The 18,719-nt window shown below is 56.5% G+C and carries 10 protein-coding genes; 2 read left to right on the forward strand and 8 right to left on the reverse strand.

The window, feature by feature from the left end; translation table 11 throughout:
• Positions 1-104: 104 nt before the first annotated feature.
• From mnmG to GGR27_RS15045, 6 genes are all read right to left on the reverse strand, one after another.
• Positions 105-1,970 (reverse strand): tRNA uridine-5-carboxymethylaminomethyl(34) synthesis enzyme MnmG, encoded by a 1,866-nt coding sequence (gene mnmG / locus GGR27_RS15020; RefSeq protein ID WP_168038756.1) that lies wholly within the window; start codon positions 1,968-1,970, stop codon positions 105-107.
• Positions 1,971-2,655: 685 nt separating this feature from the next.
• On the reverse strand, positions 2,656-3,732 hold the full coding sequence (recA, locus tag GGR27_RS15025) for a recombinase RecA (protein ID WP_168038758.1): 1,077 nt from the start codon (positions 3,730-3,732) through the stop codon (positions 2,656-2,658).
• A 402-nt stretch (positions 3,733-4,134) separates the two neighbouring features.
• On the reverse strand, positions 4,135-8,547 hold the full coding sequence (locus GGR27_RS15030) for a T9SS type B sorting domain-containing protein (RefSeq protein ID WP_168038760.1): 4,413 nt from the start codon (positions 8,545-8,547) through the stop codon (positions 4,135-4,137).
• 321 nt (positions 8,548-8,868) lie between these two features.
• The gene (locus tag GGR27_RS15035; protein ID WP_168038762.1) at positions 8,869-9,477 is read right to left on the reverse strand and encodes a tetratricopeptide repeat protein; all 609 of its coding nucleotides are present in this window, start codon (positions 9,475-9,477) and stop codon (positions 8,869-8,871) included.
• A gap of 113 nt (positions 9,478-9,590) precedes the next feature.
• Positions 9,591-10,469, reverse strand: coding sequence for a twin-arginine translocase subunit TatC (gene tatC, locus GGR27_RS15040; RefSeq protein ID WP_168038764.1), 879 nt, complete (start codon positions 10,467-10,469; stop codon positions 9,591-9,593).
• A 160-nt stretch (positions 10,470-10,629) separates the two neighbouring features.
• Positions 10,630-11,484, reverse strand: coding sequence for an SDR family oxidoreductase (locus GGR27_RS15045; RefSeq protein WP_168038766.1), 855 nt, complete (start codon positions 11,482-11,484; stop codon positions 10,630-10,632).
• A gap of 111 nt (positions 11,485-11,595) precedes the next feature.
• Between GGR27_RS15045 and GGR27_RS15050 the strand changes: the two genes are divergently transcribed.
• Positions 11,596-12,363 (forward strand): DUF4058 family protein, encoded by a 768-nt coding sequence (locus GGR27_RS15050; protein ID WP_168038768.1) that lies wholly within the window; start codon positions 11,596-11,598, stop codon positions 12,361-12,363.
• Between the two features lie 142 nt (positions 12,364-12,505).
• On the opposite strand, the gene GGR27_RS15055 is transcribed toward GGR27_RS15050, so the two are convergent.
• Both GGR27_RS15055 and GGR27_RS15060 read right to left on the reverse strand, forming a co-directional pair.
• Entirely contained in the window at positions 12,506-13,153 is a 648-nt protein-coding gene (locus GGR27_RS15055) for a gluconate 2-dehydrogenase subunit 3 family protein (protein ID WP_168038770.1), read from the reverse strand.
• Positions 13,154-13,356: 203 nt separating this feature from the next.
• A complete protein-coding gene (locus GGR27_RS15060) occupies positions 13,357-15,084 on the reverse strand; it encodes a GMC oxidoreductase (protein WP_168038772.1) in 1,728 nt (575 codons plus the stop codon).
• 365 nt (positions 15,085-15,449) lie between these two features.
• Between GGR27_RS15060 and GGR27_RS15065 the strand changes: the two genes are divergently transcribed.
• Positions 15,450-18,512, forward strand: a complete 3,063-nt coding sequence (locus tag GGR27_RS15065; RefSeq protein WP_168038774.1) for a CotH kinase family protein — start codon at positions 15,450-15,452, stop codon at positions 18,510-18,512.
• The last annotated feature ends 207 nt before the right edge of the window (positions 18,513-18,719 follow it).

Consider the following 18,719-nt stretch of genomic DNA (forward strand, 5'->3'; position numbering starts at 1 on the left):
TACGAGAGACGACCCTACGGGCCTAAGCAACAGAGAACGGTCTTTTCTTCCTCTACATCCTCTCCCGACTAAGTCGGGACCGGAGGCAAATACCAAGAGCACTCCTACCGCCCCAAATGCACCAACAAAACAGAAACATCCGCCGGGCTAACCCCACTAATCCGGCTAGCCTGCCCGATCGTCCGCGGCTTAAGCTTGTTCAACTTCTGCCGCGCTTCTTTGGAAAGCGTATTCAAGGTTTCGTAGTCAAAAGCCGACCCCAGTTTGATTCCCTCCAGACGATTAACCTTAGCGACGGCAGCTTTCTCGCGTTCGATGTACCCTTCGTACTTCATGGTCACCTCGGCGAGGTTGATTGTCTCGGCGTCGTGCTGGTCGAGGAAAGCCTGAAATTCGGGGACGGCCTCGCCTAAACCAAGCAAACTCACTTCGTGGCGACCAAGTAGCGACATCATTTTGACGCCCTGGTTCAGTTCCGCGGTGCCCACTTTCGTCAACCAACCGTTCATCTGGTCCGGCGTGACGCTGCGGTGCGTCATCTCGTAGCGGATGGCCTCGACGGCTTCTTTCTTCGCTTCCACCCGTTCCATTCGCGCGTCCATGTTCCGGACACCAAGCTCGGCGGCCAGTGGGCTCAGGCGCAAATCGGCGTCGTCCTGCCGCAGTAAGATCCGGTATTCCGCCCGGCTGGTAAACATCCGGTAAGGCTCTTCCGTGCCCTTGTTGATCAGGTCGTCGATCAGGACACCGATGTAGGCGTCACTGCGTTTGAGCACGAACGCGTCGCGCTCCTGTACCTTTAACGCCGCATTCATGCCCGCCATCAAGCCCTGACAAGCTGCTTCTTCGTAACCCGTCGTGCCGTTGATCTGGCCGGCGAAGTAGAGCCCGGAAACGAGGTGGGTTTCCAGCGTCGCCTGGAGCTGCGTAGGTTGGAAAAAGTCATATTCAATCGCGTAGCCGGGTCGGAACATCTTGGCGTCTTCGAACCCGACGATCTTGCGTAAGGCTTTGTACTGTACGTCCTCCGGCAAGCTGGAACTAAAACCGTTCACGTAAATTTCGCAGGTATTCCGACCTTCCGGCTCCACGAAAAGCTGGTGGCGGTCGCGGCCGGCGAACCGGTCGATCTTATCCTCGATGCTCGGGCAGTAGCGTGGGCCGATGCCCCGGATGCGGCCGTTGAACATCGGGCTGCGGTCGAACCCTTCGCGGAGCGTATCGTGCACCGCCGGGCTCGTGTAAGTGATGTGGCAGGGCATTTGGTCGACGAGCGGCGGTGTATTCGTGTAGCTGAACCGGCCGGGGTTTTCGTCGCCAGGTTGAAGTTCCATCCGGTCCCAGTGTAGGCTGCGGCCGTCGAGGCGCGCGGGCGTGCCCGTTTTCATGCGGCCGGCTTCGAAACCGAGCTCGGTGAGTTGGGCGGTCAGGCCCGTAGAGGCGCGTTCGCCAGCGCGGCCACCACCGAACTGCTTTTCGCCGATGTGGATGGTGCCGTTCAGAAAGGTGCCGTTGGTGAGCACGACGGATTTCGCGGGGATTTCCAGCCCGAGGGAAGTGTGGATGCCCTCGATCCGGCCGTCTTTCACGATGACGCCGGTCACCATCTCCTGCCAGAAATCGACGTTTTCGTGCGCCTCTAACTTTTCGCGCCAGTTGAGGGCGAAAGCCATCCGGTCGGACTGCGCGCGCGGGCTCCACATTGCGGGGCCTTTACTACGGTTGAGCAGGCGGAACTGCACCATCGTCTCGTCGGTAATGATGCCGGAATAACCACCGAGGGCGTCGATTTCGCGGACGATCTGTCCCTTACCCACGCCACCCATGGCCGGGTTGCAACTCATCTGGGCGATGGTTTGCAGGTTCATCGTGGCCATTAACACTTTAGCGCCAAGATTGGCCGCGGCAATGGCGGCTTCACAGCCGGCGTGGCCGGCGCCTACTACAATTACGTCGTACGTGGGGAACATGGGTAGAGTTGATGGTTGTCAGAACGGCCAATCCCTAATACAGCGGCCGCTGGAGCAGTCGCACCGAAAACGATTGGGCGCAAACCAGTTAACGATCAGTGCGGCCACAAAGTTACGGTGCGCCCGATTGTGCCACCACACGGTAACGTCACGTGTTTTTTCGTTGGTAGTTGCTACGCTGCTGGTTGTTAAGCTGTTTAAATTTCTGACTATTGTTTCTACCCTGCGACGCCTATCTACGCAACCACAATGGTTATGCACTTACGATACGGCAGCTGTTTTTCCCATAAATTTTTTTTTGTGAAGTTGCGACCGCGCGAAAACTATGTGACACGAAGACCGACAAAATTTGGAATGATGACTACAAAATCAACCTCCGATAGAATTAACAGATAACGATTCACACTTTGCGGCGGTGCGCACTTACGAAATCGATCAAGAGCTAGTGCGCGCTAATTTGGCGAAAGAACTACGCCCTGGAGCCATCAAGGGTAGGGCGCGGCAGGATTTCACAGCCATTCACGCTCACCTATAAGTACCGTCAGATCACTCGTGTCGGCAAGCGAGTGTAGTGGGATCAGTATCCATACGACCACGAAGCAAAACGCCCCCGACCAGTTAAGGTCGAAGGCGTATGTGCCTTCTCGAATTGCTTCTGAAAAGTCTGTTGACCAAACGGGAGGTCTTACGCCTCCGCATCAGCCTTTTTGCCCTTACCGTTCTTCTCGGCCGGGGCGACCTCTTCTTCTTCGGTTCCCATCAGGCGCGCCATGATCTTAGCTTCGATCTCATCGGCGACTTCCGGATTGTCGAGCATGAAAATTTTCGCAGCTTCGCGACCCTGAGCGATTTTGGTATCTCCGTAGCCGTACCAGGCACCGGATTTGCTGATGATGTCCTGATCCACGCCGAGGTCAACGATCTCACCGACTTTGGAGATACCGTGGCCGTACATGATGTCGAATTCGGCAATGCGGAAGGGGGGAGCAAGCTTGTTCTTTGCCACTTTCACCTTCACGTGGTTGCCAACGACGTTACCTTCCTTATCCTTGATCGCGGCGCCGGAGCGGCGGATGTCGATCCGCATGGAAGCGTAGAATTTGAGGGCGTTACCACCGGTAGTCGTTTCGGGGTTACCGAACATGACGCCGATTTTCTCACGGAGCTGGTTGATGAAAATACAGCAACATCCAGTTTTACCGATCGTACCGGTCAGTTTCCGCATGGCCTGGCTCATCAGACGTGCCTGAAGGCCCATCTTGGAGTCACCCATCTCGCCTTCGATCTCCGCGCGCGGCACGAGGGCGGCTACGGAGTCGACGACGAGAATGTCGACGGCACCGGAGCGAATGAGGTTCTCTGCGATCTCGAGCGCCTGCTCACCGTTATCGGGTTGAGAAATCAGGAGGTTGTCGGTATCTACGCCGAGGGCCTCCGCGTAAAAACGGTCGAAGGCATGCTCCGCATCGATGATGGCGGCGATACCACCACGCTTCTGACACTCAGCGATGGCGTGAATTGCTAGGGTCGTCTTACCGGAAGATTCCGGACCGTAAATCTCGATGATCCGGCCTTTGGGGAAACCGCCGATGCCAACGGCGACGTCGAGACCGAGAGAACCCGTGGGGATGGCCTCCACGTTAGCGGTCTCGGACTCACCAAGGCGCATAATGGTGCCTTTGCCGTAAGCTTTGTCCAAACGATCGATCGTCATCTGAAGGGCCTTAAGTTTGTTGGCGGTGTCTTTACTATTATCTGCCATAATACTGCTGTTAAAATAACTTGTTTTGTTGTGCTACAAATATAAACACGATTCAAACAACCTGCAACACAAAAGTGACCTTTCTCACAAAATAATTCCCTTTTTAGTGGATTATTTCGCTAGTTTAAGCTATTTGGTTACGGAAAATGTTTGAAAAGTGACGGTGCATAGTGTTCCAGTGAATTTATTCTGCATCCCACGCTTATGTATGCAGAAGTGTACGCAAATGTTGCGTACGGGGCTCGCCTGCTCGCATCAGTACTAATTTGACGGGTAACCGTGCGTTGAAAAACAGGAAGTCTCCGCTCCATCATGGAACGGAGATTTCCGGTATCGAAGCAAGCCAATTTCTCTTGCTCCTGAACCTACAAACTTTTCATCCCGCGTCCGCGCCCCATTGAACTAGCGAAGCAGCGTGAATTCACCCCGGTAAGGGAGCGTTATATTGTCCAAGAACTCAACTTCAACTACGTACACGAAGACGCCCGGATTAACGAGTTTGCCGTTCGGCATTTCGCCGTTCCAAAGCTGAATGCCGGACAGGCAATCCGGCGGCAGGTCCTCACCTTCGAACACCAGCCCGCCCCACCGATTAAAAATTTGCACGCTGGATACCCGGCGAACACCCTGGCAGGCAAACACGCGAAAATCATCATTTCGCCCGTCCTGGTTGGGGCTAAAGGCAGTCGGAATATAAATGTTACGGTTGGCGTCGACGTTGACGAAAATATCCGCGAATGCCTGACAATTGTTCCCGTCGGTCACTTCGAGCGTGTACGCGACGTCGACAAAGCTGAAAATACGGGGGTCACGGATGCTGTCGTTACTCAAGGAATCCGCCGGCGTCCAGCGATAATTATAGAGGCCACCCGGGGGGCTCACGACGGGGTTGAGGCGGGTAAGTGTGTCGCCCAACTCGATGGTAATCTCGTCTTCCAGGTCAATGACGATCTGCTCCGGTTGGCCGATGCTGTCGGTTTGCTCGGAAGAACAACCCACGGCATCAAAAATGGCAATAGTTATGGGGCCGGCAAAGGCTTCCCCGGGTGTATCCGCGCGGATGCGGAAGCCATCATTGTTGATGGTAAAAGTGTAGTCGCTAAAACTGGCGGCGGTACCGCCGAAAGCGGTGTCAATAATGATCTGGGTCGTCTCGCCGAAGCAGGCAATGTCCTCGATGGGTAGGTAAGAAAACGTAATCGAGTCTGGCTCGCTGATGGCGTAACTAATGCTATCCTGGCAACCGTTCACGTCCGTAAGCGTAACGCCGTAGGTGCCCGGCGCAAGGTCCGTCGCAATGGTGGTGGCGGAATCCGCTACCCCGGCGGACCAGGTGTAGGGCATCGGTCCAAAATCATTATTGTTCGCGCTGTTTACGAAAACGGAGATCAGGCCGTTACTGTCGCCGATGCACGCGACGCTCGGCGTGGTGAGGCTACTGTCGATCGCCAAGTCCAGCACGTCCGGCTCGGTGATTCCAGAAGAAATGGTGTCGGGGCTACAACCGTTAGCGTCCGTCAGTACGGCCCGATAGATGCCCGCGGTAAGGTCGGTCAGTGTTTCATCCGTTTCGGTCGGGAAGTCGAGCCACTCGTAGGCGTACGCGCCCGTCCCGCCGGTGGCGTTCAGCGTGACCGAACCGTTTGCATCACCGTTGCAACTGACGGAGGTGACGAGGGGCTCAACTACAAAGTTCTCCGGGCTGGTAATGCTGTCTTCGAAAACGCGTTCGCACAGGCCGTCGGTGACGGTAACGGAGACGGGTCCGCGGGTCAAATTAGCAATGGTGCTGGAGGTGCCGCTGCCGCTGGTGCCGTCTGACCACGTAAAAGCAAAGTTGCCCGGCGTGCCATCCCCAAAGATCGCGGCGAAGGTCGCGGTACCGTTCGCGGTAGAATCATCGGGGCAACTTACGGGGGTGATTGTAAACTCGCCCGTGATGGCGGGCGGGGCGGCAATGGTAAAGGTCGTGTCGAACGCTGGCTGACAGTTGTTCGCGTCCGTGATGGTGACGGAGTAATCTCCTTCCGTCAGATTACTTAAGATGGGGTTGGTGGAAGATACGCCGTTGCTCCAACTGTAGTTATAGCTACCATCCGCGTTCGGCGTGCCACCGCCGGGCGTGACGCTAATGGTGCCATTATCGTTACCCGGCCCACTGGCACAGTCGGGGTTGATTACCGTAAAGTTTTGCAGAAATACTTCCTCGGGGCTGGTTATGAAGGCCAGCTGAGTGCTGGGGCACTGGTTGGATACGATGACCTCAATGGCGTAGGGGCCGGGAGTTAAATTGGCCGCGGTTGCCGCCGTAATGGCAACCGTATCGACTATGGTCGTATCCGCTGGATTGAGTCGGAACCAGAAGATGGAGACAATCGTCTCCCCCGGGGGAGGGGTGATGGTTGCGGAGAGTTGGCCATTTTCGTCACCGGGGCAATCAACGGAGCCATTATTGACCAATATCTGCGCGTTCGGTAGAGAATTGATCCGAAACGTATCGATTACCGTACAGCCCCGCGCGTCAGTAACGGTGACGACGTAATTGCTGTCGGCCACCTGTCCGCCAAGTAGCGGGCCGGGAGTAATGGTATCGAGCGGAGTTTCGAGACTGTCGTTAACCCAGCGGTATTCGTAGGGCGCGGTGCCGCCGGTAACGCTCGCCGTAGCGGAGCCGTCCGTGCCGAATTCACACGTTTCGTCCTCGGTCATGAAGTCCTCGTCGAGCACGAGCAAGTCGGGCTGACCGATGTCGAAGGTATCCGTAGTGGCGCACATGGCGGGGTCCTCGTCGCGGAGCGTGATGACGTAGCGGCCGACGTCCAGCCCGGAAAACAGCGTCGGTATGGCGTCATCGATTATTTCTATCTCGGGGACCGTGATTCCGGTCGTGAGGTTTTCAATACTTACGAAAAAGTTGCCGACTCTTGCCGCCCCCGCCTGGCCCGTTACTTCGCCGGTGATGCTGATGGTCGCATTGGCATCACCGAAGCAGGCGATGGGGACGACGGTTGCGTTTATTACGAGCAGTTTGGCGGCGGTGACGGTAAATTCTTCTTCCGCGAAGCAACCATTAAGGTCGGTCACGGATACGATATAGTCTCCCGGATCGAGGTTCGGTCGCGTCGACTGGGAGGGATCACTATTGTCCGGAATGGGGTCTGGCCAGTCGAAAGTATAGGGCCCGCTACCACCTTCGACGAGGACGGTGATGGAACCGTCTCCAGAACCGCTACAGGTGGCGGGATCCGTTGAAGAAACGGGGCCACCAGCCATGGATGAAGTGATGATATTGACCGGTGGGGATTGATCCAGGCCGCCGCTGGCAGGTTCCGTACAGACGCCACGGGGGCCGGTTACGGTCACGGCGTAAGAGCCCGCGGGTAAATTGAACAGGGTGTCATTCGTGCTGGTCGTTCCCGCCCAGGAGAACGTGTAGCCAGCGGATTCAGGGTTCGTCAGTCTGACGCCGTTGACGGAGACCGTCGCGCGGACGGAACCGTCCGCGTCACCATTACAGGTGGGTTGTGCGAAGGCATCGAGCGTTACGGCAAATTTGAGGCCCGGATCAACCGTAACCGTAGTTACGTTTGAAAATGACCCGTCTGGATACACGGCCCTCACCGCATAATCACCCGGTGCCAGTGGGCTGATCACGGCCGTGTTGGGCAAAGACGTCAGCTCCCGGTCACCACCAAAAGAGGTTGCCGAGGCTAAACGGAACTGTACGGTGGCCGAGGACTGACCGGCGGGAACGCTAACCACAATGCTGCCGTCATCATTCCCGTCACAAGTTTCGTCCTGGGCCGTCGCCGTGATATCCGTATTACAAACGCCGGAGTGCGTAACGATTCGGGAGACGAGTTGGCACGACTTCTCGTCCGTTCCCGTAATCCGGTATTCGCCCGGGGAGGGCACCCGGTAATTGACGGTGGAGTTGTGCCTGATACTGGACTGGGGCGCCAGGATGAGTGCCCGCTCGGACGTTACCGTGTTTTCGATGACGAACGTGTACCCTTCGCCCTGCCGCAACTCGGGTGCGCCGCCACGGATCCTGAAGGAGCCCTGGCAACCGCTAATCACCGAGGTCGTCACCGTGATTGGGTTCATGAAGGCGACGGTAAAATTCTGATCGACTGAGACATCGACACACTTGTAGGGAGGCGTCTGTGTAGGATCATCTTCATAAATGCCCGCAAAATTCTCATCAACAGCATCAAAAGTGATGGGTGCGTAAGTGAACACTTGTGGAGAGCCGCCCGGGAAAAAATCGTTTATGGGGGTTACCCCAGTTATGAAGTTATCAATGAATATATCATAGTTGGGCGTAGCGTCAGCGTAGTTGCGCGAAATAGCAATCGTAAAATCGTCAAAAGGGTCGGTGCCATCATTAACGATGCAATCGTCATACACATTCTCTGCAATGGGGCCGGTAACGGTAGGTATGCACCGGTAGTAAGCAAAACCAATTCCGCCGGGCGTGGACTTATCGGGGTCTCCACTGATGTCAAAAGGGGCACTCAAATCGAAATTCACTACGAAGCTATCATTTGGACAAAGAAAGATGGTGTCCGGCCGGTCGGCAAAGGCCACCAATCCACCGGATTGAGCGATGCCTGTAAAACTGTTACTCGCTAAGTTCAAGTCAGAAAACCCGAGTATCTCCCCGGCATCATTGCATTCCATCTTTTCAACTACGGTACTCTTTAGCCCTCTATTGTTGATTTTAGCCGTCTGCCCCCGCTGCGCAAGAGCGACCGTGGATAGCGACAAAAACAGGAATAGTAGACACAGACGGGAAGTAAAACCTGGTAGCATACGAAAGTTATTCAGTTGTTGTTGGGGGCTCGGCGTCCGCGAGAAAACTAAAGGCGAACCTCCGCGCGGGAAAGTTCGCCTCGTGGCGGGGCTCGCACCCGCTAGATCACAAAGGCCCGCGAAGGTACCGCCTTGGTAACGACGGTGCGCGGGTACGTAGTCTGTTAATCTGGTCGGGGCGGTGGCCTTAACGTTAGTTTGTTTACCCCCGTAAAGGACCCGTTGGCGTTACTAAATTCCTCTGCACCCGCGACCGCGCAGAATTAGGCGGTAGGCAATTAAAAGAAACAATGCCTACCGCCTAAAACCCTACCGCCTAATCTACCGCGTCCGGGGCCGCCGCCGCTTTCCCCCGTACCCCCCGGAGTTCTGCGCCCCGCCACCCCGGCGTTGCGCGGCTTTGACCTGGCCGGACTGCTTCAGCGCCTGGTCCATCATCGCGATCTGTTCTTTGAACTGGGGAATGTTGATCTTAGCCTCCTTGACCTTTTTCAGGTACTTCTTAGCGACATTGAAGTTTTTGCGGCGGTACTCGAATTGACACAGTTGCAGGTTCACCATCGCGCCCTCGGTGGCACCGAGCTCCATCTGCTCCGCCTTACGGATCCACGCCTCGGCGGTCGGTAAATCCTCGCGCGACATGGCGATGTTGCCCCGCAGGATGTAGTAATTGCCCCGGTTAGGTCCGTAGAGCCAATCCGGCTTGAGGGTCAGGTTGAGGAGCTTCTCCGCCCCGTCGATGTCCTGCGCCTGAAAAGCCTCCGCCGCCGGTGCGATAGTACCGAGGAAGATGTAGCCCGCCAGCAAAAGCAGGCCGGTCAGCACGAAAAAGATACCGTACCAAATGCCGAGGCTGACCCACAGCGCAATACCGCCGATCAAGCAGACGGCGATGATGGCGAAACGGACGTAGGGGGGGATGACAAACATAATTCTTGATTTGGGGGACGCAAAGGTAAGGGGTGGAGTAGCGAGTTTCGAACGGGCGAGCGGCTACCCGACGGTGTTAAGGCCGCGTGGTGGCTACTTTTGGCTAAGCCTGACTACCGCGCCGTCGAATCAAGCGGGGCATCGAGGTCTGCTTCGTACTTCCGTTGCGCCCGCTTGGCGACGAAAATCGAGATCTCGTACAGGGAATAAAGGGGCACGGCAATCAGGACTTGCGTCACCACGTCCGGCGGTGTCATGACGCTCGCCAGGATGAGGATGCCTATGAGGCTGTGTTTGCGGTACTTTCGCATCGCTTCCGCCGTCACCAACCCGAAACTGGCCAGAAAGTGAACCACGATCGGCAGCTCGAAAATAAGTGCCGCGGGTAGCGTAAACATGGTCATGTAGCCAATCACGGAGTCCATCGTGGGGATGTTTTCCGCGCCACCCACCGTGAAGTTGGTCAGGAAATAAGTACCGAAGGGCGCCACCACCAGGAAGCCGAAGCTGATGCCGATGAAGAACAACAGCGAACTAATGAGGATAACCCACCGCGTCGCTTGCTGCTCTTTTGCGTAGAGCCCCGGGCGGATGAAGGACCAAAATTCGTAAAAAACGTAGGGGAAAGCAATGACGAAACCGCCCACGAAAGCCATTTTCACCGACGTGATGAACTGCTCCCCCATGCCGATCGCCTGCACGGTGATCGACTCCGGCGGGGCCAGGCAGAGGCTGCCGCCCGTCCACTTACAGATGTACTCGTAACTGATAAAATCCGCCTGCATCGGCCCGAAGAGGATCCGCTCGAAGTACCAGTCCCGAAAAATAAACAGGCCGATGCCACCGATGAGAATCGCCACCAGGCTCCGCACGACGTGCCAACGCAACTCCTCCAGGTGGTCGATGAAGGACATCTCTTTTTCCACGGGCGGCAGGGGGCGGCCGTGCTCGTCCATCTCCCAATCATCAACGTTCATCTGGTCCAGGGGCATGCTGTTGCTTTAGTCCTTTTGGGGGTTGGCGCTGTCGCGGGTGTAGGGTAAGTACACAAAGAGCAAAGCGAGCGTGGCCCCTCACGGGAGGGCAAAAATACGATCAAACAACGACCCGGTGGCGGGGATGGATGTCGGCAAAGCGTAAAATGAAAGTTTGTTACAGCCGAAAGTCCGCCACGGCCTGCTCGCTGTATTCCCACAGCCGCCGCGCGAGTTGCTCGTTGCGGGCGATCGCGGAAGGCTTCTGCAAGCACTGACGCTCGTCGAAGTAGCGCCCGGAAACGTCCCGTACCTCCGGGTTCGTAGCCAGGTAGACTGAGGTTGCCGCCCCCTGCTCGGGTCTGGTAGCGAATGGTTTGTACATCGACCAGACGGCGCTCGTCAGGGCTCCGGCCTTCTTGTTAGCCAGCCGCGTACCAACAAGGCCGGGGTGGAGGCAGTTCGTCGTCATGTCCTGTCCGTAGCGCCGGTCGAGCTCCATCGTGAAGAGCACGTTGGCGAGTTTACTCTGGGCGTAGGCCTCCGTGCCGTTGTAGCTTTTCTTCTCCCCCCGCAGGTTCGTAAAGTCCAGGACGCCCTTCTTGTGTATCGCGCTGGCCACGTTGATAACCCGCGTACAGTGGCGGCAGCACTGGATGGCGGGCAGCAAGTTGAGGGTAAGCAGAAAATGGCCGAGGTGGTTGACACCGAACTGGAGTTCGTAACCATCCGTGGTCAGCTCCAGCCGGTCCGTATAAACGCCGGCGTTGTTGATGAGCACGTCTAGTTTGGGGTGCTCGGCGAGGAATTCTTCGCTGGCGGCCTTTACGGAGGCGAAATCAGCTAGGTCGAGCGGAAGCGTATCCACGTTGTGATTGCCCGTAGTTTCCATAATTTCCTTGGCGACGCGCTGGCCCTTGGTGTCGTCGCGGCAGGCCAAAACGAGGTGTGCCCCACGCCCGGCCAGTTGCTCTGCCGTAGCGCGCCCAATGCCGTCATTGGCTCCGGTGATGAGGATAGTTTTGTCCTTCATGGTTCGCAAGCTTGCTAACACTTACGACCGGCATTAGGGTTGAGTTAGCAAACCATTAAGGTTTGGCACGGCGTTTACCTGGCATTATCTTACGGGACAAATCGACCGATCATGAAAAGCCCCTTTCCCGGGATGGACCCGTTTATTGAAAGCTACAAGTGGTCTACTTTCCACGTGAATGCGATCACGCAAATTCAGCGCCAGCTCATTGAGCAACTTCCAGAGCGGTATTTGATCGAAGTAGAAGAGGGCGTTAACGCAAACGACATTATCCTCGGTACGCACAACCGCTACCGTCCGGATGCTTCGATCATCGAACAGGACCGCCTTTCAGCGTCGACCACTATTTACCCGTCTGCAAAATCCGTGACGCCACCCACCATATTTGTGGAAATGGACGACATAAAGCAGCGGACACTCACAATACGGGATAGTTATTCTCGCGAACTCGTCACGGCGATCGAAGTACTCTCTCCTTCAAACAAAAAGGGAGGAGGTCTGGACGACTACCGGTTCAAACGAGCGGAGTTCGTCCGAAATACGATCAATTTAGTTGAGTTGGACCTTCTTCGTGGAGGCGAGCCACCGTACCGAAAAAGCGACTGGCCTAAACGTCCTTATTGTATTCATACCGTACGCGCAATCGAGCGAACAATAAGTGTTTGGTCGGTTGGTCTGGAAGAACGCCTCCCCCGCGTCAGCGTTCCCTTACTACCGGAGGATCGAGACCTGGTGCTCGACCTTCAAACCATGTTTGATGAGATATACCGGTTCAGTAGTTATCCGCGGTCCATTACTTATGCGGTAGATCAGTTGAAACCGAATCCTACGGCAGCGGAGGTAGAAATTATCGAAAAGATTATCGATGCCATAAAGTAGTCTCGCTTAAGTTAATGGCAGATGTACTATTGCTGTACCGAACTCTGCTCTACTTTATAGTCGTTACTAAATTGGCCTCACGCTCAAGACCACACAGAATTAAACATCAGTTTAATTCAGTTTGGTAATACCGCCTACCGCCTCAATTAATCGCCCAAACCTTCCCCCCCGTCAACTCCTGCAAATCACCACAGGGAATATACTCCCCCGGCACGGGCAGGTACGCTAACAAGCCGGAATCCACCGCCACCTCGGGGGTGTTGAAGTAGCTACCGATGATCATCGACTTCAGGTTGAAATAGGCACTACGCGCCGATGGCCCGTCGCTATCCACCACCGTTTCCCGCGGCACGTCTTCGCCCGACATGGTCGTCTCCACGGGTTCCTGCTTGTAGTGGAGGTCCTGATCCTGGAGGTAGATCAAGGCTTTGTCCGATTCCAGCTTAGCGAAGCCACCGGGGTTGTCGGCGTCCATTTCGTCCATGAGCGCCCGCAAGCCCTCGGTAAACTTCTGCTGATCCTCTTTGCCGTAGACTTCTCCGACCATCTTGTCGATCATCTGCGGGACGCCCACCTCGACGGCCCCGGGGTATTCGTCCTTCGGCAACATTGCGTCGGCCACGTTGACGACGTAAGCGTACTGCGCCGCGTTGAGGAAACCGGGTTGGTACCCTTCCTCCAGCATCGCGTCGTCGCGCTTACAACCAGTTAGTAATACACTGGCCAAAGGCGCGCTGATGGCGGCTCCGGCGAAGTAGGTAGTATACTTTAGTATGTCTCTTCTGTTCATGTTTATTTTATTTTGCAGGGGATGGAGCGAGTAAGGAAGAAAGAGTAAGGACGTGGACTCGGTCGCTTCGCTTCCTCGGCTTGATTTGGTAGTTGCTCGCTACGCTCGGATGGGGTTTAAGTAATTGTGACCGGATTTGAAAAGCCATTACGTTCTTACCGGAGCCGTCCTTCCTCTTTATTCTCACCTCTATACTCTACTACTCAAATATTCATCTTCTTCAACTCCCCCACCGCGTGCTCCGCCGCCCGCGCCGTAAAGGCCATGTAAGTTAGGGAAGGGTTAACGCACGCCGCCGAGGTCATGAAGGCACCGTCCGTCATGTAGACGTTGGGAGCCGTCCAGAGCCGGTTGTGTTTGTCGACGACGGAGTTGCGCTTGGAGGAGCCCATCCGCGCCATGCCCATCTCGTGGATGCCGAGGCCGGGGAAGGAGTGGGCGTCATAAGTGCTGACGTTTTTAAAGCCGGCCGCTTCGAGCATTTCCGCCGCGTCGTTTTTCATCCGTTCCACCATCGCGTATTCGTTCTCCTTCCAGCTGGCGTCGAAGCTCAGGGTCGGCAGGCCATCCTTGTCGAGTGCGTCGCGGTTGATCGTCATCCGGTTGTCGGTGTAGGGGAGGGTTTCGGCGAAGGCCGTCATGCCGACGTGCCAGGGGCCGGGCTGCACGAGGGCTTGTTTTAGGCCCGGGCCGATTTTGGTGTCCATCTCGCGGACGGCGCGCATCCAGTTGCTCCGGTCGCCACCGCCCTGGTAACCCCAGCCGCGGACGAAGTCTTTCGACTGGCTCTTCCGGTCGCCCAGGTTCTGGTAGCGGGGGATGTAAAAGCCGTTTGGCTTACGGCCCTTATAGTACTTATCGCCGTACTCATCGAGCGTGCCGTTGGCACCGACGCGGAAGTGGTGGTCCATAATGTTACCACCCAACTCGCCGGAGGCGTCCATCGTCATTTCTTCCTCGTGCTCGGTGTTCATCACGATGTAGGCGGAAGGGATCGCGGAAGCACAGAGGAACACCACCTTGGCGTAGAATTCTAGTTCTTCCCCCGTTTCCGTATCCCGGGCGCGGACGCCTTTGGCCTTCCCAGCGTCCTTGTCCATGATGAGGCTGTAGACGGAAGAATTGGGCCGTAGGGTCAGGTTGCCCGTCGCCTCCGCCACGGGAATGGTCGAACTGACGGAGCTGAAGTAGCCACCGTAAGGACAACCCCGGATGCAGCGGTTGCGGTACTGGCAAGCGCCACGGGTGCCTTTGTGGACGTCTGGATTATAACTCGTCAGGTGGGCGACGCGGCCGGGCGTGACGTTCCAACCTAGGTTCTTCTCGACGCCTTTCTTGAAGTGGTCCTCGGCGCAATTCAGCGGCATGGCGGGCAAAAACTTACCGTCGGGCAACTGAGAAAGGCCGCGCAGCTCACCGGAGATGCCGGCGAAGGTTTCTACGTAGTCGTACCAGGGCGCGATGTCGTCGTAGCCGACGGGCCAGGGCGTGCCGTGGCCGTCGCGGGCGTTGGCCTCGAAGTCCATCTGGCTCCAGCGGTAGGAGTGACGGCCCCACATCAGGGAGCGGCCGCCGACGTGGTAGCCGCGCATCCAGTCAAAGCGGGCCTTCTCGTCGTCGTAGGGGTGCTCGTCGTCCTTGACGAACCACTTTTTGTGGGCCTGCCGCACGGTGTAGCCCGTCCGGTTCTGCTTGAAGTAGTGCTTATCGATTTCTTCCTGGGGTACTTTATTGTGGTGGGGCAGGTCCCAGTCGTCGAGGTTAGCGGTTTCGTAATCGACGCCGTGCTTGACCATCCGGCCTTTTTCGAGGACGAGCGTTTTGAGGCCCTTCTCGGTCAGTTCCTTAGCGGCCCAGCCGCCGGAAATGCCCGTGCCGACGACGATGGCGTCGTAAGTCACCTGGTCCGCTCCCTGAGAGTTAAATTTCATGTTGATAATCGATTTGATTCGCTTGGTGGCGTTTAGTTGGTCCGCCCGGCGGCACCGGATCGGACCGACGGGGAGGCCACGAGATTTAGGACGACAATTTACATAAATTGTTGTCGTGAGTAGCAACGCTCGGGAAAAGCGCGCGCGTTTTCGCCAATTCAAGCTTGTTATGTCACTTCCCGGCACCCGCCCCGCTAGCTACCGAAATGCCCAAAGGATTAACCGCTGAGTTAGAACATCCGTACGTACGCCACTGGGTTTCGGCCCACGCTTTATCTTTTAAAATGCGCGGCCGCCGGAGCCAGCAAGAAGCGTAAGAGCAGGGGGAACTACCCGAATTCCCTATCTTTATTTAGCCTTACCGCATGATTAACCCCATACCCTTGAAACCGCTTTATACTTTGTACACGAAGATTTTCCCACTACTCGTCTGTCTACTCACCCTGCCACTGACCGCCCAGGTCCGCCTGAACGAGGCCGTCAATTCTAACAGTCAGGTTAAGGACGAAGACGGCGATACGCCCGACTGGTTCGAAATTTATAACGCTGGCCCCGCCCTCGATCTCACCGGTTGGACGGTGAGTGACGATGAGGAGGAGCCGGATAAGTGGACAATTCCCAGCCTGACGATCCCCGCGGGTGGGTACCAAGTCATCTGGGCTTCCGGAAAAGACCGCGCCGTTGACTTCAGCTTCCGGAACTTGGTAAAACTAGGCGATGCCTGCCGCTACCTCGTCCCGAGCGGCCCGGTGCCGGAGGACTGGAACGCCCGCACTTTTGATGATGAGACTTGGACCGCGGGAACAACGCCCATCGGCTACGGGGACGGCCCCTACGGGTCGGAAGTCCCCGGCGGCACGAACGCCGCATTTCTCCGCTACGATTTTACCGTGGACGACTTGGCGGGGGTCGAAGAATTACTCCTGGACGTAGATTATGACGATGGCTTCGTCGCCTACCTCAACGGCCAGGAGATCGCGCGGGCAAACATGAATGGAAAGCGGCCCGACCGGGGCGCCACGGCCACCACCAGCTCCGAAGGCCGCATCGCACGGGGAGAGCGTACCGAAAGGTTTGTCTACGCGGATGTGCCGCGCGCGTTACGGCGGGGTAACAACGTGCTCGCTATTCAAGTCCATAACGTGTCCTACACATCTTCCGACCTGACCCTATCTGCTTTCCTGAGCGCCCGGTACGCCGGACAATCTACCGAAGGTGAGGCACCGCCGGAAGTCCTCTCTTTCGGGGCGTACGGTCCCCACGCTAACTTCAAAATTAGCTCCCGCGGGGAAACGCTGTATCTGTTCCGTAACAACGGCACCCTGGTGGACCAACTCAAGGTCGAAGGTATCCCCGCAAACGTGTCCGTGGGTATCCCACCCGGCGGCGGTGGCGCCCGCGCCTACGAACGAACAACACCGGGTGGCCCTAACACTACGACCGGTTACGTCGGCCGGGTAAATTCGGCGGTTACGTTCAACCCGCCGAGTGGCGTCTACGGCCAGACCACGCTTACGCTGAGCGGCGCGCCCGCGCGGGGCACCATACATTATTCATTAGACGCAACGGTGCCTACCGCCGCTTCGCCGGTTTACGACGGCCCAATCCGGATTGATAATAACACCGTAGTGCGCGCACGTATTTTCGAGGGGCAGAAGTTACCTTCCGCCGTTCGGACTGAATCTTACCTGATCGATCGTAGTCACGATATCGACGTCGTCTCTCTCGTTACCGACCCGGATGCGTTCTTCGACGAAAACCACGGCCTTTACGCGTGGGGTAACGGGGCCGATGATAACCCGCCTTATTACGGTGCCAATTATTGGCGGGACGAAGAAGTCCCCGGTCAGTTCAGCTTCTTCCCTACGGACGGGGGCGAAGGGATTACGCAGGACATCGGCATCAAAATCTTTGGCGGTTGGAGCAGGATCAACGCACAACGGTCCCTCTCAATTTTTGCGCGTGATCGCTACGGCGGCGATGACCTCGACTATCCGTTTTTCGAAAACCGTCCCTACGAAGCGTTTACCAGTTTGGTCCTGCGCAACTCCGGGGGCGACTGGATGCGGACGATGATCAGGGACGCTTCAATGACGGAGATCATGGACGGCTCCGGATTAGACGTACAGGCCCACCGCCCGGTAGCAACTTACATCAACGGAGATTACTGGGGCCTGTATAACCTACGGGAGAAAGTTAACGAAGACTTTCTGGCTTCCCGGCACGGTGTCAATCCGGATTCCGTAGACATTCTGGAGCGTTTCGGTACCGTCATCGAAGGGAATAATGAGGATTATTTGGCGATGATGGCATTCGTGCGGGGTAATGATCTGGCGAACGATGCTAACTACCAGCGCGTGGCGGGCGAGATGGACATCGATAATTACATCAAGTATCAAGCAGCTCAGATTTTTTACGGCAATACGGACTGGCCGGCCGGCAACATCAAGTACTGGAAAGCACAGCGGCCGGGGGCAAAGTGGCGGTGGATTCTTTTCGATACTGATTTTGGAATGGACATTTACGACAATAACCCGCCCAGTACCGACGGCATTGCGTTTGCGTTCGCCGCGGACGGCCCGGAGTACCCTAATTCGCCGGCGTCCACGGAGCTCGTACGTGGGCTGCTGGCTAATCGCGAATTTCAAAATCGCTTCATCAACCAGTTTGCCGACGAGTTAAACAGTCGTTTTCTTTACGACAGCATCGATTGCATCGTCACCAAAAATGAGAAGAGAATTGAACGGGAAATGCCACTGTCGTACCGCCGCTGGCAGTACCCGGAGCGACTCGGCGAGTACGTCGACCGAATGCGGTTTTATTACCGGGAGCGCCCCGCGTTCATTAAGCAGCACATCATGGACTACTTCAACCTGGGGGCCGTTCACCAAACGACCGTTCTGTTGGATGACCCCACGGAGGGTTACGTTCAATTGAATAGCCTGACGATCAGGGCGGAAAACTGGGCGGGTGACTACTTTGAAGAAATCCCCATCCGCCTCGAAGCCATCCCAAACGAAGGCTACGAATTTAGCCACTGGACGCTGGGCTCCGAAGCGATGACCGCTGAAATCATCGTCGACGTGCGGCAGCCGGCTACTTTTCGGCCGGTTTTTCGCAGGGAAACTACCGCCGTCGGGCCGGGGGGCGGCATGGACGACTTGCAAACGATCAAGGATCTCGTCTGTTTTCCTAACCCCGCCTCCCGGGTGGCCCACCTGGCTTTTACCGCTAAATGTGGCACCCGCGCCAGCGCCCGCTTATACGACGTGCGTGGATTACTGGTGAGGACTTTTGTGGACGGCTACATTCCCGCTGGCCCACAAAAGTTCAGCGCCGATGTTTCTCAACTTCCAGCTGGCGTTTATCAACTCCGAGTCATGGAGAACGGGGTGAAAAGCGGGACGATTGCCTGGGTTATTCATTGAGGAAAAACACGGAACTATATCCGGTGCTAGCGGGGCACAAACAAAGCAGGTAACAAATTAAGCCACGGCGCGGTCGCGGGTGCCGGGTTAGTGACGTCGGGAAGCAAAGAAGGGCGATCGGTAATAACTATCTTTACTTCGGCACCACCGAGTAAATATCCCGTACCCCTTCAACCCTTTCTCCGATCGTACCTACCAAGACCTGCT

The sequence above is a fragment of the Neolewinella antarctica genome, assembly GCF_011927835.1.
Classification (GTDB): domain Bacteria; phylum Bacteroidota; class Bacteroidia; order Chitinophagales; family Saprospiraceae; genus Neolewinella; species Neolewinella antarctica.